Source organism: Pseudomonas sp. PAMC 29040, assembly GCF_003994535.1.
GTDB lineage: Bacteria > Pseudomonadota > Gammaproteobacteria > Pseudomonadales > Pseudomonadaceae > Aquipseudomonas > Aquipseudomonas paraversuta.
Map to the genome: position 1 here is coordinate 130,520 of NZ_RZAA01000012.1, position 25,762 is coordinate 156,281.

Here is a 25,762-nt window from a genome sequence, read left to right on the forward strand (position 1 = left end):
TTTAGATGAGTTCTGCGGGTTGTGGCGGTGAAATTTTTGCGAATAAGCACTCTGCAGTCTGACTGGAAGGTGCGTTCAGGAGGGGTCTACGCGCTACAATGGCGCCTTTAACTCTCATGAGGTGTGCGTTTTGACTGCTCCAGGTGCTATGAATTCCGTTGTCGGGTCGCTTTATGTGGTGGCGACGCCCATCGGGAACCTGGACGACATCAGTGCGCGTGCGCTCAAAGTGCTGCGTGACGTGTCGCTGATTGCGGCCGAAGACACGCGTCACTCCCTGCGTTTGATGCAGCATTTTGGCATCACCACTCCCCTGGGTGCCTGTCACGAACATAACGAACGTGATGAGGGTAGTCGCTTTATTCAGCGCTTGCTGGCTGGCGAAGATGTCGCCCTGATCTCCGATGCCGGGACGCCGTTGATCTCCGATCCGGGGTATCACCTGGTACGCCAGGCACGCGCGGCCGGGGTCAAGGTGGTGCCTGTGCCGGGTGCCTGCGCCCTGATTGCGGCGTTGTCAGCTGCGGGCTTGCCTTCCGACCGATTTATCTTCGAGGGATTTCTTCCGGCTAAAGCTGTTGGGCGCCGTACGCGCCTTGAGTTGCTGAAGGAAGAGCCGCGAACTCTGATTTTTTACGAGGCACCACATCGTATCCTTGAGTGCCTGCAAGATCTTGAGCTGGTATTTGGTCCGGACCGCCCGGCCTTGCTGGCGCGGGAACTGACCAAGACCTTCGAAACCCTCAAGGGTTTGCCATTGTCCGAGTTGCGCGCCTTTGTCGAGGGCGACAGTAACCAGCAGCGTGGCGAGTGCGTGGTGCTGGTTGCAGGGTGGACTGCGCCTGAAACAGACGAAGCAGTCAGTAGTGAAGCGATGCGCATTCTCGACTTGCTGCTAAAAGAGATGCCGCTAAAACGCGCGGCCGCACTTGCAGCTGAAATAACCGGCGAGCGAAAGAATGTGTTGTATCAAGTGGCGCTGGAAAAACAAAAAGTTGATTAAGGCCTCTGTTTAAGTAATGGCCTTTTGCTATTTTTTTGTTGTCCGGGCTGGCAGGCAAAGGCTTTGCGCAGGGTGAATGAAACTGCCATCTGGCTTTTAACGCTTGTTCTATACGCTCTGTACAGTTAATCTTCGCGCCGGAGAGTCGATTGGACAGTCGCTGCCCTCTATGAAAATTAGGGGGGGGAGGAAAGTCCGGGCTCCATAGGGCGAAGTGCCAGGTAATGCCTGGGAGGCGTGAGCCTACGGAAAGTGCCACAGAAAATAACCGCCTAAGCGCTTCGGCGCCGGTAAGGGTGAAAAGGTGCGGTAAGAGCGCACCGCACGACTGGCAACAGTTCGTGGCTAGGTAAACCCCACTTGGAGCAAGACCAAATAGGGTTCCAAGGCGTGGCCCGCGCTGGAACCGGGTAGGTTGCTAAAGATGTCCAGTGATGGCCATCGTAGACGAATGACTGTTCACGACAGAACCCGGCTTACAGATCGACTCTCCACCTTTTTTCTTCTGCTTGCGCTGCAGGCAGATTGCCACAAGAAACAAGCGCTCCATCTCCCCCGATGTATTCGCAAGAAAATCTGCCGAGTAATGCCAAAAAGTTCTTACTCTTAACAAACTACTTTAAGTTTGAAGTCCAGGGCTTTGAGTTTGTTGCACTTCGCGAGTCAAAAAATCCCTCCGGTTATTGCTGCACGTCTGTTTACCCTCCTAAATCTCAGTTATGTAAGGATTTTCCTTCGGGCCGCTCCTTGACGGTGTGGTGGGCGCATTCCTATAGTGTGCGCAAGTGGCGAAAAGTGGCATAAAGTGGGTTTTTTAGACGTAAAACGCTAATTTTGGGAGTGACGCCTCGTGTTTCGCGGAGCTAACGCAATCAGTCTCGATGCCAAGGGCCGTCTCGCAATGCCGAGCCGGTACCGTGACGAGTTGATTTCGAGAAGTTCCGGGCAACTGATCGTGACCATTGATGCGGTAGATCCCTGCTTGTGTGTGTACCCCCTCGACGAGTGGGAGCTGATTGAAACCAAGCTTCGGGCGTTGCCTTCGTTGCGTGAAGAGAACCGCCGTTTGCAACGTCTGTTGATTGGTAACGCCGTCGACCTAGAGCTCGATGGCAGTGGTCGTTTTCTGGTGCCGCCGCGTTTGCGTGAATATGCCAGGTTGGATAAGCGCGCGATGTTGGTAGGCCAGTTAAACAAGTTTCAACTGTGGGACGAGGATGCCTGGGAAGCTGTTTCTGCCGCTGACCTTGCAGCCATTCAACAACCGGGCGCGATGCCTGAAGAACTGCGTGATTTAATCCTGTGACTATAGATAGCGACTTCAACCACATCACCGTACTGCTCGACGAAGCCGTAGAGGCTCTCGCCGTACGTCCTGATGGATGCTATCTGGATGGCACCTTCGGTCGCGGCGGACATAGCCGCCTGATACTCCAGAAGCTTGGCCCTGAGGGCCGTTTGCTCGGGTTTGATAAAGATCCCCAGGCGATTGCCACCGGGCAAGCGCTAGCGGCCGAAGACGGCCGCTTTGTCATTGTGCAACGCAGCTTTGCCGAGATGGGCTCCGAGATCGCCGCCCGCGGCCTGGCCGGAAAGGTCAGCGGTGTTCTCCTCGATCTGGGGGTTTCTTCGCCACAGCTCGACGATCCTGAGCGCGGCTTCAGTTTCATGAATGACGGCCCGCTGGACATGCGCATGAACCCGGATGAAGGGATCAGCGCGGCTGAGTTTGTAAACACCGCATCCCAGGACGAAATTGCCCGCGTATTCAAAGAATATGGCGAAGAGCGTTTTTCCGGGCGTATGGCCCGCGCGGTGGTTGAGCGCCGGGCAATTACCCCGTTTGAACGCACGGGCGATCTGGCTGAAGTGCTGAAAGTGGCCAACCCGGCCTGGGAAAAGGGCAAGCACCCTGCAACCCGCACCTTCCAGGGCCTGCGCATCCACGTCAATAACGAGCTGGGTGATCTCAAGGCCGGCCTCGAAGCGGCACTTGAATCCCTGGAAGTCGGCGGTCGCCTGGTGGTGATCAGCTTCCACTCCCTGGAAGACCGCATCGTCAAATTGTTCATGCGTGACCTGGTCAAAGGTGAACCCGACAACCTGCCCCGCGGCTTGCCGGTTCAGCACACCAGTTTCGATCCCATTATAAAAATCCATGGCAAGGCCCAGTTCGCATCTGAAGCGGAGCTCAAAGCCAATCCGCGCTCGCGCAGCGCTGTCATGCGCGTCGCGGAGAAGCTTCGTTGAACAAGCTCTTCGCCAAACCACTTCCCGGCGGAAGTTTTTTCATGCTGCTGCTGTTTATTGCCGTATTGGTTTCGGCAGTGGGCGTTTCCTATAGCGCCCACTGGAACCGCCAGCTGCTCAACACCCTGTACGGGGAGCTGAGTGTGCGTGACAAGGCCCAGGCCGAGTGGGGGCGTCTGATCCTCGAACAAAGCACCTGGACTGCCCATAGCCGTATCGAAACCCTGGCCAGCGAACAACTGAAAATGCGCATCCCGGGCGCAGCAGAAGTTCGGATGGTGGCGCCATGATCAAACTCGAAGGCGCACTCTATCCGTGGCGTTTTCGTGTAGTGCTGGCATTGCTGGCACTGCTGGTAGGTGCGATTGCCTGTCAAATTGTCTACCTGCAGGTGATCGACCATGACTTCCTCAAGGGGCAGGGCGATGCCCGCAGTCTGCGTCACATCCAGATCCCGGCACACCGCGGCCTGATTACTGACCGTAATGGCGAGCCACTGGCCGTCAGTACCCCGGTGACCACGTTGTGGGCCAACGCCAAGGAAATGCAGGTGGCCAAGGATCGCTGGCCGGCCCTGGCCCACGCGCTTGGGCAAGATCCCAAGGTGCTGACGGCGCGCCTTGAACAGCAAGCCAATAAAGAATTCATCTATCTGGTCCGCGGCTTGACACCCGAGCAGGGCCAGTTGGTGCTCGACCTTAAAGTGCCGGGTGTGTATGGCATCGAAGAGTTCCGCCGTTTTTACCCGGCGGGTGAAGTGACTGCGCACATGGTCGGCTTTACCGATATCGACGATAAAGGCCGCGAAGGTGTTGAGCTGGCCTATGACGAGTGGCTGGCCGGCGTGCCGGGCAAGCGACAGGTGATCAAGGATCGGCGCGGTCGTCTGATCAAAGACATTCAGGTTACAAAAAACGCCAAGGCAGGGAAGACCTTGGCGTTATCGATTGACCTGCGCCTGCAGTATCTGGCCAACCGCGAACTGCGCAATGCGCTGGTCGAAAACGGTGCCAAGGCCGGCAGCCTGGTAATTATGGATGTGAAGACCGGCGAGATTCTGGCCATGGTCAACCAGCCGACCTACAACCCGAACAACCGTCGCAACCTGCAGCCGGCGATGATGCGTAACCGCGCCATGATCGACGTGTTCGAGCCGGGCTCAACGGTAAAGCCGATTTCGATGAGTGCTGCGCTGGAAACCGGACGCTGGAAACCCACCGATAAGGTCGAGGTGTATCCGGGCACGCTGCAACTGGGCAAATACACCATTCGCGACGTATCGCGCACTGAAGGCCCGATCCTTGATCTGACGGGCATTCTGATCAACTCCAGTAACGTCGGCATGAGTAAGGTTGCCTTCGATATCGGTGGTGAAGCGATTTTCCGCCAGATGGCCAAAATGGGTCTGGGTCAGGACACGGGCCTGGGCTTCCCGGGTGAGCGCGTCGGCAACCTGCCGAACTACCGCGAGTGGCGCAAGGCTGAAACCGCGACCCTGTCTTATGGCTACGGCGTTTCGGTGACGGCGATCCAGCTGGTACACGCATTTTCGGCGCTGGCCAACAACGGCAAGCTCGCCCCGCTGACCCTGCTCAAGGCCGACAAGCCGGCGCAGGCCGCGCAAGTCATGCCCGAGCAGGTCGCCAAGACTGTTCAGGGGATGCTCCAGGAAGTTATCGAGAACCCGCGCGGCGTCTGGCGGGCCAAGGTGCCGGCCTATCACGTGGGCGGCAAGTCCGGTACTGCGCGTAAAACATCCTCGGGTGGCGTCAAGGGTTATGCCGTCAACTCGTACCGCTCCCTGTTTGCCGGGTTTGGCCCGATGAGCGATCCGCGTTACGCAATCGTTGTGGTCATCGATGAGCCAAGCAAGGCGGGCTACTTCGGTGGTCTGGTTTCGGCTCCAGTATTCAGCAAAGTAATGTCCGGCACTCTGCGCCTGATGAACGTGACGCCGGATAACTTGCCGACGGCCGCGGAGCAACAAGCAGCCGCGACCGCTGCAGCAGCCAAAGGAGGGCGCGGCTAATGTCCCTGAGCCTGAACAAGATTTTCCCTCACGCAGGTCACGATCTGTTGATCCGTGAGCTGACCCTCGACAGCCGCAATGTGCGAGCCGGGGATCTGTTCCTCGCGGTACCGGGTGGCAAGCTCGATGGTCGTGAACATATCGCTGACGCCCTGCAACGTGGCGCAGCAGCCGTGGCCTATGAAGTAGAAGGCGCGGACGTATTGCCGATCACCGCCGTACCGCTGATCCCGGTCAAGGGGCTGGCGGCGCAACTGTCGTCTATCGCCGGGCGTTTTTATGGTGACCCGAGCCATCACGTGAACCTGGTGGGCGTTACCGGTACCAACGGCAAAACCAGCGTTACCCAGCTGGTTGCGCAAGCGCTGGACCTGCTGGGGCAGCATTGCGGCATTGTTGGCACCCTGGGCACGGGCTTTTATGGCGCACTGCAAAGCGGTCGCCATACCACCCCGGACCCGATTGCCGTACAGGCCATGCTGGCTGACCTGAAGAAAGCCGGTGCCAAGGCCGTGGCGATGGAAGTGTCGTCCCACGGGCTGGATCAAGGCCGGGTCAGTGCTCTGGCGTTTGATGTTGCCGTCCTGACCAACCTGTCCCGCGACCATCTGGATTATCACGGCACCATGCAAGCGTATGCCGAGGCCAAGGCCAAGCTGTTTGCCTGGCCTGACCTGGGTTGCCGCGTGCTTAACCTTGACGATGACTTCGGTCGCCAGCTGGCGGCAGAAAAACATGATTCGCGTCTGATCAGCTACAGCCTCGAAGACAGCAGCGCCTACCTTTACTGCCGCGAAGCGACCTTCGACGACGATGGCGTGCGCGCCACACTGGTCACGCCACAGGGCGAGCACCATTTGCGCAGCAGCCTGCTGGGTCGTTTCAACCTGAGCAACGTACTGGCTGCGGTCGGCGCCTTGCTCGGCCTGGACTACGCGCTGGATGAAATCCTCGCCGTGTTGCCAAAGCTTGAAGGCCCTGTGGGGCGCATGCAGCGTCTGGGCGGCGGCACCAGGCCGCTGGTAGTCGTTGATTACGCCCACACCCCGGATGCCCTGGAAAAAGTCTTGCTGGCCCTGCGTCCTCACGCCAAAGGCCAACTGCTGTGCCTGTTCGGTTGCGGCGGCGATCGCGATCGCGGCAAGCGCCCGTTGATGGCCGAAGTGGTTGAACGCTTGGCCGACGGGGTTTTGGTTACGGACGATAACCCCCGTTCGGAAGCACCTGGACAAATTTTCGACGACATCCGCGCAGGCTTCGTTACGCCCCAGAGCGTCACCTTCGTCGCCGGTCGCGGTGAGGCCATTGCCCGATTGATTGCAGGTGCCAACGCCGAAGACGTCATTGTGCTGGCCGGTAAAGGTCACGAGGACTATCAGGAAATCAATGGCGAGCGCCATGACTTCTCTGATCTGGTGCAAGCCGAGAAAGCCCTGAATGCCTGGGAGGCCGCCCATGCTTAAGCCTCTGTTGCTGAGCGAAGTTGCCTCTGCCCTGGGTGGTCGGCTGGTCGCTGCCGACAGCCTTTTCAACGGTGTCAGCATCGACAGCCGCGGGATCACCAAGGGCCAGCTGTTTATTGCCCTGACCGGCCCGCGTTTCGATGGCCATGATTATTTGAATGAAGTGGCGGCCAAAGGTGCGGTTGCGGCACTGGTCGAACGCGAAGTGCCCGAGTCGGCATTGCCGCAGCTGGTGGTCAAGAATGCCCGGGTGGCATTGGGTCAGCTGGGTGCGCTCAATCGTGCCGGCTACCACAAGCCGGTTGCCGCGATTACCGGTTCCAGTGGCAAAACCACAGTTAAAGAAATGCTCGCCTGCATCCTGCGCACCCGTGGTCCGGTGCTGGCGACCAAAGGCAACTTGAACAATGACCTGGGCGTGCCGCTGACGTTGCTCGAACTGACCCAGGAACACACGGCGGCAGTGATTGAGCTGGGTGCTTCGCGCCTGGGTGAAATTGCTTATACCGTCGGCATGACCAAGCCCCATGTTGCCGTGCTCAACAATGCCGGAACCGCCCATGTTGGCGAATTCGGCGGGCCGGAAAAAATCGTCGAGGCCAAGGGCGAAATTCTCGAAGGGCTGGACGCTGATGGCGTCGCGGTTCTGAACCTGGATGACAAGGCTTTTGGCATCTGGCAGGCCCGGGCTGCTGGCCGCAAGGTACTCAGCTTTGCCCTGACAAACCCAGAAGCAGACTTTTACGCCAGCAATCTGGCCCGCGATGCACGGGGTTGCCCCGGGTTCGATTTGCACTGCCCTTTGGGTGTTGCCCGCGTTCAGCTCAACCTGCTGGGCACGCATAACGTCGCCAATGCCCTGGCCGCAGCAGCTGCTGCCCATGCCCTGGGCATCTCGCTGTTTGGCATAACCAGCGGCTTGCAAGCCGTGCTTGCGGTCAAAGGTCGCGCGGTGGCGCAACTGACCGCTGGCGGCCTGCGAATTATTGATGACACTTACAACGCAAACCCCACCTCAATGTGCGCTGCCGTTGATATACTCGCCGCCTTTTCCGGCCGCACCGTCCTGGTGCTCGGAGATATTGGCGAGTTAGGTGAGTGGGCGGAGCAAGGACATCGTGAAGTAGGCGCTTATGCCGCCGACAAAGTTTCAGCGCTCTATGCGGTGGGACCCATGATGGCTCATGCCGTCACTGCATTTGGACACCATGCTCGTCACTTCGCCAATCAGGCTGACCTGATCCAGGCGCTTCGTGCTGAGCACGAAACAAACACCACTATTTTGATCAAGGGCTCGCGCAGCGCAGCGATGGAAAACGTCGTTGCGGCTTTGTGCGGTTCCAGCGGGGAGAAACATTAATGCTGCTGCTTCTAGCGGAGTATCTACAACAGTTCTACAAGGGCTTCGCAGTCTTCCAGTACCTGTCCCTGCGCGGGATTCTTGGGGTGCTCACCGCGTTGACCTTGTCCCTGTGCCTGGGGCCGTGGATGATCCGCACCCTGCAAAACCGTCAGATCGGCCAGTCGGTGCGTAACGATGGTCCGCAATCGCATTTGTCCAAGTCCGGTACGCCAACCATGGGCGGCGCGCTGATCCTGTCGGCGATCACCATCAGCACCCTGCTTTGGGCTGACCTGAGCAACCGCTATGTGTGGGTCGTGATGATTGTGACCTTGCTGTTCGGTGCAATTGGCTGGGTCGATGACTACCGCAAGGTGATCGAAAAAAACTCTCGCGGCCTTCCTAGCCGCTGGAAGTATTTCTGGCAGTCGGTGTTCGGTCTGGGCGCGGCGATCTTTCTATATATGACGGCACCCAGCGCAGTCGAAACCACGCTGATTCTGCCCATACTCAAAGACGCCAGCATTCCGCTGGGTATCGGCTTTGTGGTGCTGACCTACTTCGTGATCGTAGGCTCGAGCAACGCAGTCAACCTTACTGATGGCCTGGACGGTCTGGCGATCATGCCGACCGTTATGGTTGGCGGTGCCCTGGGTATCTTCTGCTACCTGTCGGGTAACGTGAAATTTGCCGACTATCTGTTGATCCCGTATGTCCCGGGCGCAGGCGAACTGATTGTGTTCTGCGGCGCACTGATCGGTGCCGGTCTCGGATTCCTGTGGTTCAACACCTACCCCGCACAAGTCTTCATGGGCGACGTTGGCGCACTGGCGCTGGGCGCAGCCCTGGGCACCATTGCCGTGATCGTGCGTCAGGAAATCGTGCTGTTCATCATGGGCGGTGTGTTCGTGATGGAAACCCTGTCTGTGGTGATCCAGGTAGCGTCTTTCAAGTTGACCGGCAAGCGGGTGTTCCGCATGGCGCCGATCCATCACCACTTTGAACTCAAGGGCTGGCCTGAGCCACGCGTGATTGTCCGTTTCTGGATCATCACCGTGATTCTGGTACTGGTCGGCCTTGCCACGCTGAAGCTGAGGTAGAACCTGTGTCTCTGATCGCTTCTGACCACTTCCGCATCGTTGTCGGCCTCGGCAAGAGCGGCATGTCCCTGGTGCGCTTTCTGGCGCAGCAGGGCGTGTCCTTTGCTGTGGCGGATACGCGGGAAAATCCGCCGGAGCTGGCCACGCTGCGCCGTGACTACCCCCAGGTGGAGGTGCGTTGTGGCGAACTGGATGTCGAGTTCCTGTGCCGCGCCGATGAGCTCTACGTGAGCCCCGGCCTGGCATTGGCGACTCCGGCACTGCAGGCAGCGGCTGCCCGTGGCGTGAAGTTGTCCGGTGATATCGATCTGTTCGCGCGTAACGCAAAGGCACCGATCGTGGCAATCAGCGGTTCCAACGCCAAGAGCACCGTGACCACCCTGGTGGGTGAAATGGCCCTGGCTGCCGGCAAGCGTGTTGCCGTCGGCGGCAACCTGGGCACGCCGGCGCTGGATCTGCTCAGTGATGACATCGAGCTGTACGTCATGGAGCTGTCGAGCTTCCAGCTGGAAACCACCAACCAGCTGGGCGCAGAAGTGGCCACCGTGCTCAATGTCAGCGAAGACCACATGGACCGTTACAGCGGTCTGCCGGCCTACCACCTGGCCAAGCACCGGATTTTCCGCGGTGCCAGGCAGGTGGTGGTCAACCGTCAGGACGCCTTGACCCGGCCGCTGATGAGCGAAGGGCTGCCGTGCTGGACCTTCGGTTTGAGCGCACCCGACTTCAAGGCTTTCGGCCTGCGTGAAGAAAACGGCGAAAAATATCTCGCCTTCGAATTTGAAAACCTGATGCCGGTCCGCGAGCTGAAAGTGCGCGGCGCCCACAATCAGGCCAATGCCCTGGCGGCACTGGCGCTGGGGCATGCCGTGGGCCTGCCGTTCGACGCCATGCTGAGCGGCCTGCGCAGCTTCACCGGTCTTGAACATCGCTGCCAGTGGGTACGCGAGTTTGAGGGGGTGAGCTACTACAACGACTCCAAGGCGACCAACGTGGGGGCCGCACTGGCCGCCATCGAAGGCCTGGGAGCGGACATGGACGGCAAGCTGGTACTGATCGCCGGCGGTGACGGCAAGGGTGCAGACTTCAGTGGCCTGCACGACTCCGTGGCCAGGTACTGCCGCGCAGTGGTCCTGATGGGCCGCGATGCCGGCCTGATCGCCGACGCCTTGGGCGATAGCGTGCCCCAGGTGCGCGTCAGCTCCCTGGACGAAGCCATTGCCCAAAGCCGTTCGCTGGCCCGCCCGGGTGACGCGGTATTGCTGTCGCCGGCCTGCGCCAGTTTCGACATGTTCAAAAATTACGAAGAGCGTGGCCATCTGTTTGCGCGTGCAGTGGAGGCCCAGGCATGATTTTCGGCATTCTCAAACCTTACCCTTCGCCGTTGATCACGGGCCGTGGCATTGACCTCGACTTCCCGTTTCTGGCCGGTTGCATGGCCTTGCTCGGCCTGGGCCTGGTGATGATCACCTCGGCATCGTCTGAAGTGGCCGCCCTGCAGTCGGGCAACACCCTTTATCACATGATCCGCCACCTGTTTTATATCGTGCTTGGCCTTGTTGCATGCGTGCTGACCATGATGGTGCCGATTGCTACCTGGCAGCGCCTGGGCTGGTTATTGCTGATCGGTGCGTTCGGCTTGCTGGTGATGGTGCTGCTGCCGGGCATTGGCCGTGAAGTGAACGGTTCGATGCGCTGGATCGGCTTCAGTTTCTTTAACGTACAGCCCTCGGAAATCGCCAAGGTTTTCGTGGTGATCTACCTCGCCGGTTATCTGGTCCGTCAGCAGAAGGAAGTCCGCGAAAGCTGGATGGGCTTCTTCAAGCCTTTCATCGTGTTGCTGCCGATGGCCGGTCTGTTGCTGATGGAGCCTGACTTCGGTGCCACCGTCGTAATGATGGGGGCAGCGGCAGCGATGTTGTTCCTGGGCGGTGTCGGCCTGTTCCGTTTCGCCCTGATGGTGGCGCTGGCAGTCGGTGCGGTCTTCGTGCTGGTGCAGGCGCAACCTTATCGTATGGCCCGCTTGATCACCTTTACCGACCCGTGGTCCGACCAGTTCGGCTCCGGTTATCAGCTGACCCAGGCCCTGATCGCATTCGGTCGTGGCGAGTGGTTCGGGGTCGGTCTGGGCAACAGCGTACAGAAGCAGTTCTACCTGCCGGAAGCGCACACCGACTTCGTATTCTCGGTACTGGCTGAAGAGCTGGGTGTGGTCGGCTCCTTGCTGACCGTGGCCCTGTTCGTGTTCGTCTGCGTGCGCGGCATGTACATCGGCATGTGGGCCGAGCGGGCCAAACAGTATTTCGCCGCCTACATGGCGTACGGCTTGTCGTTCCTGTGGATCGGCCAGTTCCTGATCAATATCGGGGTGAACGTCGGCCTGTTGCCAACCAAGGGTCTGACCTTGCCATTCCTCAGTTATGGCGGCAGTTCCCTGGTGATTTGCTGCGTATGTATGGGTCTGCTGTTGCGAATCGAGTGGGAGAGTCGAACCCACCTGGGCAGCGAAGAGACTGATTTCAAAGAAAGTGATTTCGCAGAGGAGCCGAACAATGGGCGCTAATGTGCTGATCATGGCGGGCGGTACCGGCGGACACGTGTTCCCTGCGCTGGCCTGCGCCCGTGAGTTTGAAGCACGCGGCTACAGCGTGCACTGGCTTGGAACCCCGCGCGGGATCGAGAACGAACTGGTTGAACCTGCCGGTTTTACCCTGCACCGGATCAACGTCACCGGCCTGCGTGGCAAGAGCAAGCTGTCGTTGTTCAAGGCGCCGTTTGTATTGCTCAAGGCCATGTTTCAGGCGCGCAAAATCATTCGCCAGCTCAAGCCGGTCTGCGTGCTCGGGTTTGGTGGCTATTTGACCGGGCCTGGTGGTCTGGCAGCCAAAACCTGCGGTGTGCCGGTGATCATTCACGAGCAAAACGCCGTGGCCGGTACTGCCAACCGCTTGCTGGTGCCGATGTCGAGCCGTGTGTGCGAAGCCTTCCCCGGAACCTTCGCGGTATCGGACAAGCTGCGCAGTACCGGTAACCCGGTCCGCCCTGAATTGTTCAGCCTGGCGCCACGGGCCGCACTCGAAGGCCGCAAGGCGCGCCTGCTGGTGCTGGGTGGCAGTCTGGGTGCCGAGCCGTTGAACAAGTTGTTGCCGGAAGCACTGGCCAGAGTACCGGTTGAGGTGCGTCCTGAAGTGTTTCACCAGGCCGGCAAACAGCACGACCAAATTACCGCCGAGCGCTATGGCGCGGTCGGCGTCGAGGCTCAAGTGCAGCCTTTTATCAAAGACATGGCCCAAGCATATGGCTGGGCCGACCTGGTGGTTTGTCGCGCAGGCGCGCTGACCGTCAGTGAACTGGCTGCGGCCGGTCTGCCATCGCTGCTGGTGCCATTGCCCCACGCGATTGATGACCATCAGAGCCGTAATGCCGACTTTCTGGCTCGCGAAGGTGCTGCCTTCCTGATGCCGCAAGCGACAACTGGCGCAGCCGAACTGGCCGCACGCCTGACAGAGGTTTTGATGCAACCGGAACGACTGAACAGCATGGCGACCAATGCTCGCCGCCTGGCCAAACCTGATGCAACCCGCAACGTTGTAGATATCTGCCTGGAGGTGGCCAATGGTTGAGAATCAGAAAGCCATGCCGCAACCGGAAATGCGCCGTATCCGTCGCATCCACTTCGTCGGCATCGGCGGCGTGGGCATGTGCGGTATTGCCGAGGTGCTGCTGAACCTGGGTTATGAAGTGTCGGGTTCCGACCTGAACGCATCGCCAGTTACCGAGCGTCTTGAGTCGTTCGGTGCGCACATCTTTATCGGTCACCGCGCCGAGAACGCTGCCACTGCCGATGTATTGGTCGTGTCGAGTGCGGTCAACACCTCCAACCCTGAAGTCGCGACTGCCCTGGAACGCCGTATTCCGGTGGTGCCGCGGGCTGAAATGCTGGCCGAGCTGATGCGTTATCGCCACGGCATCGCCGTAGCCGGTACCCACGGCAAGACCACCACCACCAGCCTGCTGGCCTCGGTGTTCGCAGCCGGTGGCCTCGATCCGACGTTCGTGATCGGTGGCCGACTGAATGCAGCGGGCACCAATGCACAACTGGGCACCAGCCGTTACCTGATTGCCGAAGCTGACGAAAGCGATGCCAGCTTCCTGCACCTGCAGCCGATGGTTGCGGTGGTGACCAACATCGACGCCGACCACATGGCGACCTATGAGGGTGACTTCAACAAGCTGAAGAAAACCTTCGTCGAGTTTCTGCACAACCTGCCGTTCTACGGCCTGGCCGTGCTGTGCCTGGATGATCCGGTGGTGCGTGAAATCCTGCCCCTGGTCAAGCGTCCCACCGTCACCTACGGCTTCAGCGAAGCCGCCGATGTGCGTGCGATCAATGTTCGCCAGCAAGGCATGCAGACCTTCTTCACGGTGCTGCGCCCCGATCGCGAGCCGCTGGATGTGTCGGTGAACATGCCGGGTAACCACAACGTGCTGAACGCTCTGGCGACCATCTGCATCGCATCTGATGAAGGCATCAGCGATGAGGCCATTGTTCAGGGCCTGTCCGGCTTCGAGGGTGTAGGCCGACGCTTCCAGGTCTACGGCGAGCTGCCGGTTGAAGGCGGTCACGTGATGCTGGTTGACGATTACGGTCACCACCCGACCGAAGTCGCGGCCGTGATTAAAGCGGTGCGCGGTGGCTGGCCGGACCGTCGTCTGGTCATGGTTTACCAGCCCCATCGCTTCAGCCGTACCCGCGATCTGTACGACGATTTCGTGCAGGTGCTGGCCGACGCCAACGTACTGCTGTTGATGGAAGTCTACCCGGCCGGCGAAGAGCCGATTCCGGGCGCCGACAGCCGTCAGCTGTGCCACAGCATCCGCCAGCGTGGCCAGCTGGACCCGATCTACATCGAGCGTGGCGTTGAGCTGGCGCCGATCGTCAAGCCGCTGCTGCGTGCCGGCGACATCCTGTTGTGCCAAGGGGCGGGCGATATCGGCCGTCTGGCACCGCAACTTATTAACAGTCCACTATTCGCCGGTGCCGTTGTCGCAGCCAGCGGGGGGAAGTTGAAATGACCGCTGCCTACGCCAATCTGTTCTCCACCATTGCCCCTGCCGACTTCGGTCGCGTTGCCGTGTTGTTCGGCGGCAAAAGCGCTGAGCGCGCAGTGTCCCTGAAGTCGGGCAATGCCGTGCTTGAAGCACTGCAAAGTGCCGGCGTGAATGCCTTCGGGATCGATGTCGGCGACGATTTCATCGCCCGCATCACGCACGAAAAAATCGACCGAGCCTTCATCATTCTCCACGGTCGTGGCGGTGAAGACGGCAGCATCCAGGGCCTGCTCGAATACATGGGCATCCCTTACACCGGCAGCGGCATCCTTGCCTCGGCGCTGGCAATGGACAAATTGCGCACCAAGCAGGTGTGGCACAGCCTGGGTATTCCAACCCCGCGTCATGCCGTGCTGACCAGCGAAGCCGATTGTATTTCTGCGGCGAAGGAACTGAGCTTCCCTTTGATCGTCAAACCGGCACATGAAGGTTCAAGTATCGGTATGGCCAAAGTGAACAGCGCTGACGAGTTGATCGTTGCGTGGGCAGAGGCCAGTAAGTACGACTCGCAAGTGTTGGTTGAGCAATGGATCACCGGTCCCGAGTTCACCGTCGCCACCCTGCGTGACCAAGTGCTGCCACCTATTGCACTGGGCACCCCGCATTCGTTCTACGACTACGACGCCAAGTACCTGTCCTCGGATACTCAGTATCGGATCCCGTGCGGGCTCGATAGCACCAAGGAGCAAGAACTCATGGACCTCACGGCTAAAGCCTGTGAGGCGATAGGTATCGCCGGTTGGGGCCGTCTGGACGTGATGCAGGACACCGATGGCCAGTTCTGGCTGCTCGAAGTCAACACCGCTCCGGGCATGACCGATCACAGCCTGGTGCCGATGGCGGCCCGTGCTGCCGGTCTGGATTTTCAACAGCTGGTGCTGTCGATTCTGGCAGCCAGCGTCGAGGCTCGAGGTTAAAAACATGCAAGGCGCATCGCTTCGTCATCAGCAACCCGTTCCCGGCCGCAAGCCGGTGCCTCGGGGCGCAAGCCGGATGGTGGCTAAAGAGCCGATGTCAGTGCGTCTGCCGAAAGCCAATTTTGGCTTCCTGAAAGTGTTGTTCTGGCCCGTGTTGCTGGTGGTGCTGGGGTACGGCACGTACGAAGGTGCGCAGCGCCTGATGCCGTACGCCGACCGGCCGATCACCAACATCAACGTGCAGGGTGATTTGACCTACATCAGCCAGCAGGCCGTGCAGCAGCGCATTGCCCCTTACATGGCGGCGAGCTTCTTCACCGTCGACCTGGAAGGCATGCGTACCGAGCTGGAACAGATGCCCTGGATTGCCCACGCCGAAGTCCGGCGCGTATGGCCTGACCAGGTGGTGATCCGTCTCGAAGAACAGTTGCCGGTAGCCCGCTGGGGTGATGAAGCGCTGTTGAACAACCAGGGCCAGGCATTCACCCCGCGTGAGCTGGCCAATTACGAACACTTGCCGCAGCTGTTCGGCCCACAACGGGCTCAGCAGCAAGTGATGCAGCAGTATCAGGTGTTGAGCCAGATGCTGCGTCCGATGGGCTTCTCCATTGCCCGGCTGGAATTGCGTGAACGCGGTAGCTGGTTCCTGACCACCGGAGCCGGCAGTGCAGGGCCCGGGATCGAGTTGCTGTTGGGGCGCGATCACCTGGTAGAAAAAATGCGTCGCTTCATAGCCATCTATGAAAAAACGCTGAAAGAACAGATTACAAACATAGCGCGCATCGATTTGCGTTATGCCAACGGATTGGCCGTCGGCTGGCGGGAACCTGTGGCACCGACGATAGCCCAACCCGCTGTCGCGAAGAATTAAGAAGAGGCAGGACCCATGGCAAACGTGCAAAGCGGAAAAATGATCGTCGGTCTCGATATCGGCACCTCCAAGGTGGTGGCGCTGGTGGGCGAGGTCGGGGAAGACGGCACCATCGAAATCGTCGGTATTGGCACGCATCCGTCCCGTGGCCTGAAGAAAGGCGTGGTGGTGAATATCGAGTCCACCGTGCAATCGATCCAGCGCGCCATCGAAGAAGCGCAGCTGATGGCCGGTTGCCGGATTCACTCGGCGTTTGTCGGTGTTGCCGGCAACCACATCCGCAGCCTGAACTCCCACGGCATCGTGGCAATTCGGGACCGTGAGGTCAGCTCCGCCGACCTTGAGCGCGTGCTTGACGCTGCTCAGGCCGTCGCGATTCCGGCAGACCAGCGCGTGCTGCACACTTTGCCCCAGGACTACGTGATCGATAACCAGGAAGGCGTTCGTGAGCCACTGGGGATGTCGGGCGTACGTCTGGAAGCCAAGGTGCACGTAGTAACGTGCGCAGTGAATGCAGCACAGAACATCGAGAAATGTGTGCGCCGCTGTGGCCTTGAGGTGGACGACATCATCCTCGAGCAACTGGCGTCGGCTTACTCGGTGTTGACCGATGACGAGAAAGAACTGGGTGTGTGCCTGGTCGACATCGGCGGCGGTACCACCGATATCGCGATCTTCACCGAAGGCGCCATTCGCCACACGGCGGTGATCCCGATTGCCGGTGACCAGGTGACCAACGACATCGCGATGGCGTTGCGTACACCGACCCAGTACGCCGAAGAAATCAAGATCCGTTACGCCTGCGCCCTGGCCAAACTGGCCGGCGCCGGTGAAACCATCAAAGTCCCGAGCGTAGGCGACCGTCCACCGCGCGAACTGTCCCGTCAGGCCCTGGCCGAAGTGGTCGAGCCGCGTTACGACGAGCTGTTCACCCTGATTCAGGCCGAGTTGCGTCGCAGCGGCTACGAAGACCTGATCCCGGCCGGCATCGTGCTGACCGGCGGTACTTCGAAAATGGAAGGTGCGGTCGAACTGGCCGAAGAAATCTTCCATATGCCGGTTCGTCTGGGCGTGCCGCACAGCTTCAAGGGCTTGTCCGATGTTGTGCGCAATCCGATTTACTCCACCGCTGTGGGCTTGTTGCTGTACGGGCTGCAAAAGCAGTCAGACGGCATCTCCATGTCGGGTATCAGCAACCGCGACAACTACAGCAGTGATGAACAGAAAGCCCCTGTGCTTGAGCGCCTGAAGCGCTGGGTCCAGGGCAACTTTTAAAGCTTGAGCAGTAAAAGATTCAAAGCAGTAGAAGTAGGCGAAAAAACTAGAGAAATGAAAGGAGAGGGAAAATGTTCGAACTCGTAGACAACATCCCGCAAAGCCCGGTAATCAAGGTTATCGGTGTTGGTGGTGGCGGTGGCAATGCTGTTAATCATATGGTTAAGAGCAACATCGAAGGCGTGGAATTCATCTGCGCCAACACTGACGCGCAAGCGCTGAAAAGCATCGGCGCCCGAACCATCCTGCAATTGGGCACCGGTGTGACCAAAGGCCTGGGTGCGGGTGCAAATCCTGAGGTCGGTCGTCAGGCCGCTCTGGAAGACCGAGAGCGCATCGCTGAAGTGCTGCAGGGCACCAATATGGTGTTCATCACCACGGGCATGGGCGGAGGTACCGGTACCGGTGCAGCGCCGATCATTGCCGAAGTGGCCAAGGAAATGGGGATCCTCACCGTTGCGGTGGTGACCCGTCCGTTCCCGTTTGAAGGCCGCAAGCGCATGCAGATCGCTGACGAAGGTATTCGTCTGCTGTCCGAAAGCGTTGACTCGTTGATTACGATTCCGAACGAAAAACTGCTCACCATCCTGGGCAAGGACGCCAGCTTGCTGTCGGCTTTCGCCAAGGCCGATGACGTACTGGCCGGTGCCGTTCGCGGTATCTCCGACATCATCAAGCGTCCGGGCATGATCAACGTCGACTTTGCCGACGTACGTACCGTGATGAGCGAAATGGGCATGGCGATGATGGGCACTGGCTGCGCCAGCGGTCCGAACCGTGCACGTGAAGCAACCGAAGCGGCGATCCGCAACCCGTTGCTCGAAGACGTGAACCTGGAAGGTGCACGCGGCATCCTGGTGAACATCACCGCCGGTCCTGACCTGTCCCTGGGTGAGTACTCCGACGTGGGTAGCATCATCGAAGCCTTCGCTTCCGAGCACGCCATGGTCAAGGTCGGTACCGTTATCGATCCGGACATGCGCGACGAACTGCATGTGACCGTGGTTGCGACCGGTCTGGGCGCGAAAATCGAGAAGCCGGTCAAGGTTATCGACAACAGCGTTCAAGCCTCTTACGCAGCCTCTTCGGCACACGCAGCTTCTACTCGTCAGGAAGCACGTACCGAGCGTCAGGAACAGCCAGTGGTTAACTACCGTGATCTGGACCGCCCGACCGTGATGCGTAATCAGGCCCAGCAAGGCGCGACTACCGCTGCCAAGCTCAACCCGCAAGACGATTTGGATTATCTGGATATCCCGGCTTTCCTGCGTCGACAGGCTGATTAATGAAATCAATCAGGGGGATTAAGGTGATTGGTATTCAGCAAAGGTTCGGTCTGCTATTATCGCCAGCCTTTGTTGATACCAGTTCGCAATTTGCGCTGAAGCGGCCAATGCCATGATTAAACAACGCACCCTGAAAAATATTATCCGTGCCACAGGTGTCGGCCTGCACTCCGGTGAGAAGGTCTACCTGACCCTCAAGCCTGCGCCTGTGGATACCGGCATCGTGTTTTGTCGTGCAGACCTTGACCCTGTTGTGCAGATTCCTGCCCGCGCGGAAAACGTCGGCGAGACAACGATGTCGACCACGTTGGTCAACGGCGATACCAAAGTAGACACGGTAGAGCACTTGCTCTCGGCCATGGCTGGCCTGGGGATCGATAACGCCTACGTCGAACTCTCCGCGTCTGAAGTCCCGATTATGGACGGTAGCGCCGGACCTTTCGTGTTTCTGATTCAATCTGCCGGCCTGGAAGAACAGGACGCGCCGAAGAAGTTCATCCGTATCCTGCGTGAAGTGACAGTGGAAGATGGCGACAAGCGCGCCACTTTCGTCCCTTTCGAAGGCTTCAAAGTGAGCTTTGAGATCGATTTCGATCACCCGGTTTTCCGTAACCGTACCCAAAGCGCAACCGTGGATTTTTCCAGCACTTCGTTTGTAAAAGAAGTCAGCCGCGCGCGTACTTTCGGTTTCATGAGTGACATCGAGTACCTGCGCAAGCACAACCTCGCACTCGGCGGTAGCGTTGAAAACGCGATCGTGGTCGACGCCAATGGTGTACTGAACGAAGACGGCCTTCGCTACGAAGACGAATTCGTGAAGCACAAGATTCTCGACGCTATTGGTGACCTCTACCTGCTGGGCAATAGCCTGATTGGTGAGTTCAAGGGCTTCAAGTCTGGCCATGCACTGAACAACCAGCTGCTTCGCAAGCTGATTGAACAGAAAGATGCGTGGGAAGTCGTGACCTTTGAAGACGCCAGCACAGCACCGATCTCGTACATGCGTCCGGTTGCAGCAGTTTAAGTAAAACTTCTTTCTCTAGTTTTTGAAGGCCACCCCCGGGTGGCTTTTTTTTGCCCTGAAATTGGTGGGGGCTGTACGAGTTCTGTCGGAGCGAGCTCTTGGGCCTGGTTGAAAAGATCGCGATCAAGCCAGTTCCTGCAAAATCTGCTGCCGCTGGGGAAGTCTTCAGGCCTCCGGCTTCGGCTGCAGCGCGTTCAGTCCCGTTTCATTGATGCAAACCACCCGGTTGCGCCCGCCTTTTTTGGCCTGGTAAAGCGCTTTGTCGGCCGTGCTGATCAGGGCTTGCTGGTCATCCCCGGGTTTTGCGTAGCGGCTGCAGGCGCCCAGGCTGATGGTCAGTTTCCTGTGCTCGGCAACAGGCTCCAGCTGCTCCACTGCGCAGCGAATCTTCTCGGCCAGCAGGCGTGTACCTGTTGCCTCGGTCTCGGTCAGTATCACGGCGAACTCTTCACCGCCATAGCGGGCGGCCAGATCGGCGGGGCGACGGGTGTGGGACTTGATCACCTGGGCAACCCGCCGTATGGCTTCATCCCCGGCTTGATGGCCGTAGCAGTCATTGAAAGCCTTGAAATTATCTATATCAATCATGACCAGGGATACAGGATTGCCCGAGCGCTGCGCCCGGCGCCATTCCAGATCCAGGGTTGTGTCCAGGGTACGGCGATTGGCCAGTCCGGTCAGGGGGTCGGTTGCAGCGAGCTCGGCCAGCACCCGCTCGGCCTTGTGCCGCAAGCGCAGCTCCCGCGTCAGCAGCCAGGTGAGCCACAGCAAGCCCAGGCAGAGCAGGAGGGTGGCACTGCCGATCAACAGGGCGGTATGCCACCAGTTGTCGAAAATACTCGAGGTGGAGATGGCGACCACCACCACCAGCGGCAACTCGCCCACCTGAGCGAAGTTGTACAGACGCTCCTGATGATAGACCCCGGACATGGCAGTAAAGCTGCCATGTCGTTCTTCCAGGAAGCGAATGAAGTTAGGGGTCCGGCTAAGGTCCTGGCCGATACTGACGCGGTTTGTCCCGGGATATTGGGTCAACAGAATTCCGTCAGCGCTGACCAGACTGATGTTGCCGGTAGGCCCTATGTCCAGACCGCGGAACATGCTCTGGAAGTAGCTCAATTTGATCTGGCCCACCGCAACCCCCCGGAAATCGCCTTCCGGGCCTGAGACTCTGCGGCTAAGAATAATATTCCAGTCATTGGCGCCCTGGCCGGCGAGAAATGGGCGGCTGATGAAGATTTTGTCGTCTGCCGCACCGAGGTGGGCCTTGAACCACGGCTGCTGGCTGGCCTGACCCGGCACGGGCATGCCCGGTGCAGAGCTGGCAATCAGTTGGCCCGCGGCATCCAGAACGAAGAATCCGGCATTGGACGGGGCCTCATTGGCCCTGGCAAAGAGCAGCGACTGTCGGGTTGCAGAGGGAAGGGTGGAGAGCTCCCGGCTTTGCAGAAAATCGATCAGGCTGGTGAGCGCGGAGTCATAAATCGAAAAGGTGTTACGAATGTCGCGATTGATCAGTTGCACCAGGTTCAGGGCTGAACGCGTGGCATCCTGCTCGGTATTGCGATACTCCCTGACCAGCAAATAGCCAACGATGCCGAGGATGGCAACCACTGACAGCGTTGTTGCCCTGATCAGCATGCGCCGGGTAATGAAGGATGTGCGGCGGGAATGTGGAATGGCCTTGACCTCACTGATGCGTTTGGTGCCCAGACCTAAGGTTACGCCATATTGGCATAAGGCCAGCTGGGATGCTGGCCTTATGGTCATTGTTTAGAACACATCGATAGGATAGTCGATGATCACGCGGTATTCGTCTACATCGTTGTCCACCGTCCGGTAGGCATCGTTGCCGCGGTTGGTTGCCCAGCGCAGGCTAACTGCCAGATCCTTGGCCTTGCCATCCTGAACCACATACTTCAGAGCCATGTCGCGCTCCCAGTGATGGGCATTCTTGCCCTGGGGGTTGTACCAGTTACCGTAACCGATACTGTTGGTGCTCGCCTTGGTCAGGTCCAGTTCGCCGCGCGAATACGAGATGCTGGAAGTCAGACCGGCGATACCCAGACCGGCAAAGTCGTATTCATATTGCAGCTTCCAGGAGCGCTCGTTGGGCCCGTTGAAGTCCGAATATTGCTGCGAGTTGTCGAGGTAAACGCTGTCGCCCTGATTGATGTAGTCAAACGGCGTGTTGCCATTGACCTTTTGCAGCACGGTGGTGAACTTGTGGCCGGCCATGGCAAGCGCAAGGTGCAGGCTGAAGGTGTTGTTGTTGATATCCCCCAGCAGTGCTTTACCGCTGTCGCGGGTGTGATAGTAATGCAGCCCCGGGTTCAGGCTGATGCTGTCAGACAGGGCGTAGGTGTAATCCAGATCGTAGTAGTACTGATCCCACACATCCTTGAGCTGGGCGGCATACAGGTTGCTGGTGATCTCGGGAATGGCGCTCCACGACGCGCCGGCCCAGGTCAGGTGTTTGCTGGTCTGGTCGTCAAGGTTGCCGTAGGTGGTCGTCAGGCGACGCATACCGCTCTGGTTGTAGGGTTTGTTGAAGCTGGCCTGGCCGCCCTCGAACATCCAGCCGTCGAAACTGTGGTTGGTCAGGCTGACGCCACGGAAGGTCTGCGGCAGCATGCGGGTTTCGCCGCCGGCGATGACCGGGTTGGTCAAGAACAGATCACCGGCTTTGAGCTCGGTATCAAAGGCGCGCATTTTCAGCGCCGCACCGGCTGATGAAAAGGCAGTAGGCGCTTTGCCATTGCCATCACTGACCGGCAGGATGCTGCTGCCATCGGTGCCGCCACCGCCGTCCAGTTTCAGGCCGAGCATGCCGTAGGCATCCAGGCCAAAGCCGACTACACCCTGGGTGAAGCCCGACTCAAATTTCCCCACAAAGCCCTGGCCCCATTCCTTGCTGTCATCGGCATGGGGGCTACGGATATCGTGGTTCATGTAATAGTTGCGGGTATGAATCTTGAGGCTCGAGCCTTCAATAAAACCGTCTTTGGACGCTTCGTCGTCTGCGTGGGCGAAAGCGGGGATCGTTGCAGCCAGGGCAATGAATAAAGGACTGAGTTTGAGTGAATGCTTCACCGGTTTGGAGCTCCTTTTTAGTGCTGAAAATTGTTGTAATTCTCGATGAATCCGGTGCCCGGCATAGGGCGCCAAAGGAGCAGGCGCCTTAATTAAAGACCAAAAAAAAGCCGCTATGATAGCGGCTTTTGAAACAGTTAGTCACATCTGTAACGAGTGACCAACTGGGTCGGGAAGTTTTCAGGTGTCTGTTCAGCTGTCTTCAGACTCATCAGAAATGCTGTGTTTTGCCTGTGTTTGCTGGGGCTTGGCGTCGTTGTCGGGACGTGTTGCCAACTCTGTTCGAGCCTGATCAAAAGAAGCTGCGCGGGCTGCATTTTGTGCGACAAACGCGGGTGACTCTTCCGCCATGGCCATAGGCGACAACAACAAAGACGACAAAACGAAAACGCTGGCCATACCCATACTGCTGGACATTTCAAAGACCTTCTTGCTGAGCAAGTTCTGTGTGGTGTCAGCAATTTATAGCGATCCTGACCAGTGAAAAAGCCCTGTTTCATACAAGGACTTTTGCGTTTGGGGTAACAAACCCGGGGAGGTGCCGGGTAGGCACATTGAGTACTCAGGCACTGCTGAGTCTTGTGGGAGCAAGGGGCTGCTGAGTCTTGTGAGAGCTAAGGGGCTGCTGAGTCTTGTAGGAGCTGGCTTGCCAGCGATGGCATCAAGTCAGTGAAACCGATGTGCCTGAGTCTTGTAGGAGCTGGCTTGCCAGCGATGGCATCAAGTCAGTGAAACCAATGTGCCTGAGTCTTGTAGGAGCTGGCTTGCCAGCGATGGGATCAAGTCAGTGAAACCAATGTGCCTGTATCGCCAGCAAGCTGGCTCCCATAGGGCCTGGACCTGACACATACACTATTGTGGGAGCTGGCCTAGCGATAGCATCACCTCAGTGACACCCATGTGCCTGTATCCCCAGCAGACTGGCTCCCACAACAGGCCCGGGCCTCAAGCCGGTAAAAACAGGCCAAAGGTATTGCGCCCTTCGGCGCTGCGCACAAAGACATCCCCGCCATGCATCTGCGCAATGGCTTTGACGATGGCCAGCCCCAGACCATGATTGGCTCCGCTGTTGTGACGCGAGGCATCCACGCGATAAAAACGCTCGAACAGCCGCGGCAGGTGCTCGTCGGCAATTGGCTCGCCCGGGTTGCTGATGCCGATGGTCACGCCTCCGGCGCTTTGATCGATCTGTACCTCAATCCGTTGCCCGGCTTCGGTGTGCTGTACGGCATTGCTCAGCAAGTTGATCAACGCCCGGCGCAGGTGGGGCTTTTCGATATTGACCTGGGCATCGCCGTTGACCTGCACCTCGACCCGCGCGTCTTCAAGAATGAACTCCAGATACTCCAGGGTCGTCGCCACTTCATCCGCCAGTGAGGCACGGGTCAGTTTGCTGGCCTTGCTGCCTTGATCGGCGCTGGCCAGGAACAGCATGTCGTTGATGATGCTGCGCAAGCGCTCCAGCTCCTCCAGGTTGGACTGCAGCACCTCAAAGTAGTGTTCGGCAGAGCGCCCCCGGGTCAGCGCCACCTGAGTCTGGCCAATCAGATTGGTCAGCGGCGAACGCAGTTCATGGGCCACGTCGGCATTGAACGACTCCAGTCGCGTATAAGCCTGCTCGACCCGCTCCAGGGTTGAATTGAAAGCGCTCACCAGTTGATCCAGTTCCGGCGGCAGTGGCGACAAGTGCAAGCGCCCGGACAGGCGTGGCGGGGCCAGTTTCAGCGCTTCTTCAGAGAGCTTGATCAAGGGTTTAAGGCCGATTCTGGCCACCCAGTAACCCAGCAGTGAGGCCAGGACCACACCAATAGATGCCAGGCTGATCAACGCCACCAGCAAGTGGTGCTGGGTCTGGCGGAAGGTTTCGGTATCGATGGCGGTCAGGAAGCGCAGGGCCGGTCGTTGTTCCTTGGCCGGGATCTGGCTGATCAACACCTTGAGCGGGTAGGTCTGGCCGGGCAGATACAGGTCGCGGATCCCGGTCGGGCCCTTGGCAAACTCGCGTACCGGCGCCTCGGGATTGCCGTACTCATACTCCGGGTCGCCACTGATGGCCCAAAACCGCAGGCGCTTGTCTTCTTCACTGAGCAGCTTGAGTTTGGCGCTGATCTTGGCCCAGTGCTCGGGGGTTCCATAGCGATTGATCGAGGACTCAAGCACGCTGAAGCGCGCATCCAGCTCGGCCTCGGGCAGACGGCCGATACCCTTGTCGACCTGCTGGTACAGCGCCCAGCCGATCAGCACGAACACCAGCAGCGCCACCAGGGTGAACATCGCGCTCAAGCGCAGGGCGATGGAGTTCAGGCGACCGGGCCGCTTAAACACTGCGCCGCTCCAGTACGTATCCCATGCCGCGAATGGTGTGCAGCAGCTTGTGCTCAAAGGGGCCGTCGAGCTTGGCGCGCAGGCGTTTGATCGCGACTTCGACCACGTTGGCGTCGCTGTCGAAGTTAATGTCCCAGACCATTTCGGCGATGGAGGTTTTGGACAGAATCTCCCCCTGACGCCGCGCCAGTACGCTGAGCAGCGAGAACTCCTTGGCCGTCAGGTCCAGGCGGGTGCCGGCGCGGGTAGCCTTGCGGCTGATCAAATCTATCCACAGGTCATCGACCGTTACCTGCACCGGTTCGTGGCCGCCGCTGCGCCGGGTCAGGGCCTGCAGACGGGCTACCAGTTCCAGAAATGAAAACGGCTTGCCCAGATAATCGTCGGCGCCTTCGCGCAAGCCGCGAATCCGGTCTTCGACCCGCTCGCGGGCCGTCAGCATGATCACCGGCGTCTGCTTGCGCGCGCGCAGTGCCCGCAGCACGCCGAAGCCATCCAGGCCGGGCAGCATCACATCGAGCACGATCACGGCGTAATCGCTCTCCAGCGCCAGGTGCAAACCCTCGATCCCCTCCCGCGCAACATCCACCGTGTAGCCTTGCTCGGTCAGGCCGCGATGCAGGTAATCGGCGGTTTTTTCTTCATCTTCAATTATCAGGACTCGCATAACCC

At 59.0% G+C, this 25,762-nt stretch carries 22 protein-coding genes and 1 other RNA gene; 18 read left to right on the top strand and 5 right to left on the bottom strand.

Going from position 1 to position 25,762, the window contains the following annotated elements; genetic code table 11:
* The first annotated feature begins 148 nt into the window (after positions 1-148).
* From rsmI to lpxC, 18 genes are all read left to right on the top strand, one after another.
* The gene (rsmI, locus tag WG29040_RS20445; RefSeq protein WP_003443648.1) at positions 149-1,003 is read left to right on the top strand and encodes a 16S rRNA (cytidine(1402)-2'-O)-methyltransferase; all 855 of its coding nucleotides are present in this window, start codon (positions 149-151) and stop codon (positions 1,001-1,003) included.
* Positions 1,004-1,144: 141 nt separating this feature from the next.
* An RNA gene (gene rnpB / locus WG29040_RS20450) (RNase P RNA component class A) lies at positions 1,145-1,498 on the top strand.
* 355 nt (positions 1,499-1,853) lie between these two features.
* On the top strand, positions 1,854-2,309 hold the full coding sequence (gene mraZ / locus WG29040_RS20455; RefSeq protein ID WP_003443645.1) for a division/cell wall cluster transcriptional repressor MraZ: 456 nt from the start codon (positions 1,854-1,856) through the stop codon (positions 2,307-2,309).
* The gene (gene rsmH / locus WG29040_RS20460) at positions 2,306-3,253 is read left to right on the top strand and encodes a 16S rRNA (cytosine(1402)-N(4))-methyltransferase RsmH (protein ID WP_003443642.1); all 948 of its coding nucleotides are present in this window, start codon (positions 2,306-2,308) and stop codon (positions 3,251-3,253) included. Before mraZ ends, rsmH begins: the two co-directional genes overlap by 4 nt.
* A complete protein-coding gene (gene ftsL, locus WG29040_RS20465) occupies positions 3,250-3,543 on the top strand; it encodes a cell division protein FtsL (protein ID WP_003443637.1) in 294 nt (97 codons plus the stop codon). The genes rsmH and ftsL overlap by 4 nt, the downstream gene beginning before the upstream one ends.
* Positions 3,540-5,282: a penicillin-binding protein 2 gene (locus tag WG29040_RS20470; protein WP_003443632.1), complete on the top strand. Its 1,743-nt coding sequence runs from the start codon at positions 3,540-3,542 to the stop codon at positions 5,280-5,282. The genes ftsL and WG29040_RS20470 overlap by 4 nt, the downstream gene beginning before the upstream one ends.
* Positions 5,282-6,745, top strand: coding sequence for a UDP-N-acetylmuramoyl-L-alanyl-D-glutamate--2,6-diaminopimelate ligase (locus tag WG29040_RS20475; RefSeq protein ID WP_003443629.1), 1,464 nt, complete (start codon positions 5,282-5,284; stop codon positions 6,743-6,745). The genes WG29040_RS20470 and WG29040_RS20475 overlap by 1 nt, the downstream gene beginning before the upstream one ends.
* Positions 6,738-8,105: a UDP-N-acetylmuramoyl-tripeptide--D-alanyl-D-alanine ligase gene (gene murF / locus WG29040_RS20480; RefSeq protein WP_127196797.1), complete on the top strand. Its 1,368-nt coding sequence runs from the start codon at positions 6,738-6,740 to the stop codon at positions 8,103-8,105. The genes WG29040_RS20475 and murF overlap by 8 nt, the downstream gene beginning before the upstream one ends.
* On the top strand, positions 8,105-9,187 hold the full coding sequence (gene mraY, locus WG29040_RS20485; RefSeq protein WP_003443623.1) for a phospho-N-acetylmuramoyl-pentapeptide-transferase: 1,083 nt from the start codon (positions 8,105-8,107) through the stop codon (positions 9,185-9,187). Before murF ends, mraY begins: the two co-directional genes overlap by 1 nt.
* Positions 9,188-9,192: 5 nt before the next feature.
* Positions 9,193-10,539: a UDP-N-acetylmuramoyl-L-alanine--D-glutamate ligase gene (gene murD / locus WG29040_RS20490; RefSeq protein ID WP_003443619.1), complete on the top strand. Its 1,347-nt coding sequence runs from the start codon at positions 9,193-9,195 to the stop codon at positions 10,537-10,539.
* Positions 10,536-11,750 carry a putative lipid II flippase FtsW gene (gene ftsW / locus WG29040_RS20495; protein ID WP_003443615.1) on the top strand — a complete coding sequence of 405 codons (1,215 nt, stop codon included), beginning with the start codon at positions 10,536-10,538 and terminating at the stop codon, positions 11,748-11,750. The genes murD and ftsW overlap by 4 nt, the downstream gene beginning before the upstream one ends.
* Positions 11,740-12,810, top strand: coding sequence for an undecaprenyldiphospho-muramoylpentapeptide beta-N-acetylglucosaminyltransferase (gene murG, locus WG29040_RS20500; RefSeq protein WP_127196798.1), 1,071 nt, complete (start codon positions 11,740-11,742; stop codon positions 12,808-12,810). The genes ftsW and murG overlap by 11 nt, the downstream gene beginning before the upstream one ends.
* Complete coding sequence (gene murC, locus WG29040_RS20505; RefSeq protein ID WP_003443610.1) at positions 12,803-14,263, top strand: UDP-N-acetylmuramate--L-alanine ligase; 1,461 nt, start codon at positions 12,803-12,805, stop codon at positions 14,261-14,263. Before murG ends, murC begins: the two co-directional genes overlap by 8 nt.
* Positions 14,260-15,216 (top strand): D-alanine--D-alanine ligase, encoded by a 957-nt coding sequence (locus WG29040_RS20510; RefSeq protein WP_010655578.1) that lies wholly within the window; start codon positions 14,260-14,262, stop codon positions 15,214-15,216. The genes murC and WG29040_RS20510 overlap by 4 nt, the downstream gene beginning before the upstream one ends.
* Positions 15,217-15,220: 4 nt before the next feature.
* Positions 15,221-16,087 (top strand): cell division protein FtsQ/DivIB, encoded by an 867-nt coding sequence (locus WG29040_RS20515; protein ID WP_037001571.1) that lies wholly within the window; start codon positions 15,221-15,223, stop codon positions 16,085-16,087.
* A gap of 15 nt (positions 16,088-16,102) precedes the next feature.
* Positions 16,103-17,362 (top strand): cell division protein FtsA, encoded by a 1,260-nt coding sequence (gene ftsA, locus WG29040_RS20520; RefSeq protein ID WP_003443600.1) that lies wholly within the window; start codon positions 16,103-16,105, stop codon positions 17,360-17,362.
* 71 nt (positions 17,363-17,433) lie between these two features.
* Positions 17,434-18,648, top strand: a complete 1,215-nt coding sequence (gene ftsZ, locus WG29040_RS20525) for a cell division protein FtsZ (RefSeq protein ID WP_003443576.1) — start codon at positions 17,434-17,436, stop codon at positions 18,646-18,648.
* Positions 18,649-18,760: 112 nt separating this feature from the next.
* Positions 18,761-19,672, top strand: coding sequence for a UDP-3-O-acyl-N-acetylglucosamine deacetylase (gene lpxC, locus WG29040_RS20530; RefSeq protein ID WP_003443572.1), 912 nt, complete (start codon positions 18,761-18,763; stop codon positions 19,670-19,672).
* Positions 19,673-19,837: 165 nt separating this feature from the next.
* On the opposite strand, the gene WG29040_RS20535 is transcribed toward lpxC, so the two are convergent.
* From WG29040_RS20535 to WG29040_RS20555, 5 genes are all read right to left on the bottom strand, one after another.
* Entirely contained in the window at positions 19,838-21,442 is a 1,605-nt protein-coding gene (locus tag WG29040_RS20535; RefSeq protein WP_127196799.1) for a sensor domain-containing diguanylate cyclase, read from the bottom strand.
* A gap of 3 nt (positions 21,443-21,445) precedes the next feature.
* Positions 21,446-22,765: an OprD family porin gene (locus WG29040_RS20540; protein ID WP_003443567.1), complete on the bottom strand. Its 1,320-nt coding sequence runs from the start codon at positions 22,763-22,765 to the stop codon at positions 21,446-21,448.
* A 192-nt stretch (positions 22,766-22,957) separates the two neighbouring features.
* A complete protein-coding gene (locus WG29040_RS20545; RefSeq protein WP_083912791.1) occupies positions 22,958-23,182 on the bottom strand; it encodes a hypothetical protein in 225 nt (74 codons plus the stop codon).
* A gap of 528 nt (positions 23,183-23,710) precedes the next feature.
* Positions 23,711-25,090, bottom strand: a complete 1,380-nt coding sequence (locus tag WG29040_RS20550; RefSeq protein ID WP_127196800.1) for a heavy metal sensor histidine kinase — start codon at positions 25,088-25,090, stop codon at positions 23,711-23,713.
* Complete coding sequence (locus WG29040_RS20555) at positions 25,083-25,757, bottom strand: heavy metal response regulator transcription factor (protein WP_127196801.1); 675 nt, start codon at positions 25,755-25,757, stop codon at positions 25,083-25,085. Before WG29040_RS20555 ends, WG29040_RS20550 begins: the two co-directional genes overlap by 8 nt.
* Between the last annotated feature and the right edge of the window lie 5 nt (positions 25,758-25,762).

What these genes read in the sequence shown, in the direction of transcription:
- rsmI (WP_003443648.1), top strand. Translation starts at nt 149, where the DNA reads ATGAATTCCGTTGTCGGGTCGCTTTATGTGGTGGCGACGCCCATCGGG.
- WG29040_RS20470 (WP_003443632.1), top strand. Translation starts at nt 3,540, where the DNA reads ATGATCAAACTCGAAGGCGCACTCTATCCGTGGCGTTTTCGTGTAGTG.
- WG29040_RS20475 (WP_003443629.1), top strand. Translation starts at nt 5,282, where the DNA reads ATGTCCCTGAGCCTGAACAAGATTTTCCCTCACGCAGGTCACGATCTG.
- murF (WP_127196797.1), top strand. Translation starts at nt 6,738, where the DNA reads ATGCTTAAGCCTCTGTTGCTGAGCGAAGTTGCCTCTGCCCTGGGTGGT.
- mraY (WP_003443623.1), top strand. Translation starts at nt 8,105, where the DNA reads ATGCTGCTGCTTCTAGCGGAGTATCTACAACAGTTCTACAAGGGCTTC.
- ftsW (WP_003443615.1), top strand. Translation starts at nt 10,536, where the DNA reads ATGATTTTCGGCATTCTCAAACCTTACCCTTCGCCGTTGATCACGGGC.
- murG (WP_127196798.1), top strand. Translation starts at nt 11,740, where the DNA reads ATGGGCGCTAATGTGCTGATCATGGCGGGCGGTACCGGCGGACACGTG.
- murC (WP_003443610.1), top strand. Translation starts at nt 12,803, where the DNA reads ATGGTTGAGAATCAGAAAGCCATGCCGCAACCGGAAATGCGCCGTATC.
- WG29040_RS20510 (WP_010655578.1), top strand. Translation starts at nt 14,260, where the DNA reads ATGACCGCTGCCTACGCCAATCTGTTCTCCACCATTGCCCCTGCCGAC.
- WG29040_RS20515 (WP_037001571.1), top strand. Translation starts at nt 15,221, where the DNA reads ATGCAAGGCGCATCGCTTCGTCATCAGCAACCCGTTCCCGGCCGCAAG.
- ftsA (WP_003443600.1), top strand. Translation starts at nt 16,103, where the DNA reads ATGGCAAACGTGCAAAGCGGAAAAATGATCGTCGGTCTCGATATCGGC.
- ftsZ (WP_003443576.1), top strand. Translation starts at nt 17,434, where the DNA reads ATGTTCGAACTCGTAGACAACATCCCGCAAAGCCCGGTAATCAAGGTT.
- lpxC (WP_003443572.1), top strand. Translation starts at nt 18,761, where the DNA reads ATGATTAAACAACGCACCCTGAAAAATATTATCCGTGCCACAGGTGTC.
- WG29040_RS20535 (WP_127196799.1), bottom strand. Translation starts at nt 21,442, where the DNA reads ATGACCATAAGGCCAGCATCCCAGCTGGCCTTATGCCAATATGGCGTA.
- WG29040_RS20545 (WP_083912791.1), bottom strand. Translation starts at nt 23,182, where the DNA reads ATGTCCAGCAGTATGGGTATGGCCAGCGTTTTCGTTTTGTCGTCTTTG.
- WG29040_RS20555 (WP_127196801.1), bottom strand. Translation starts at nt 25,757, where the DNA reads ATGCGAGTCCTGATAATTGAAGATGAAGAAAAAACCGCCGATTACCTG.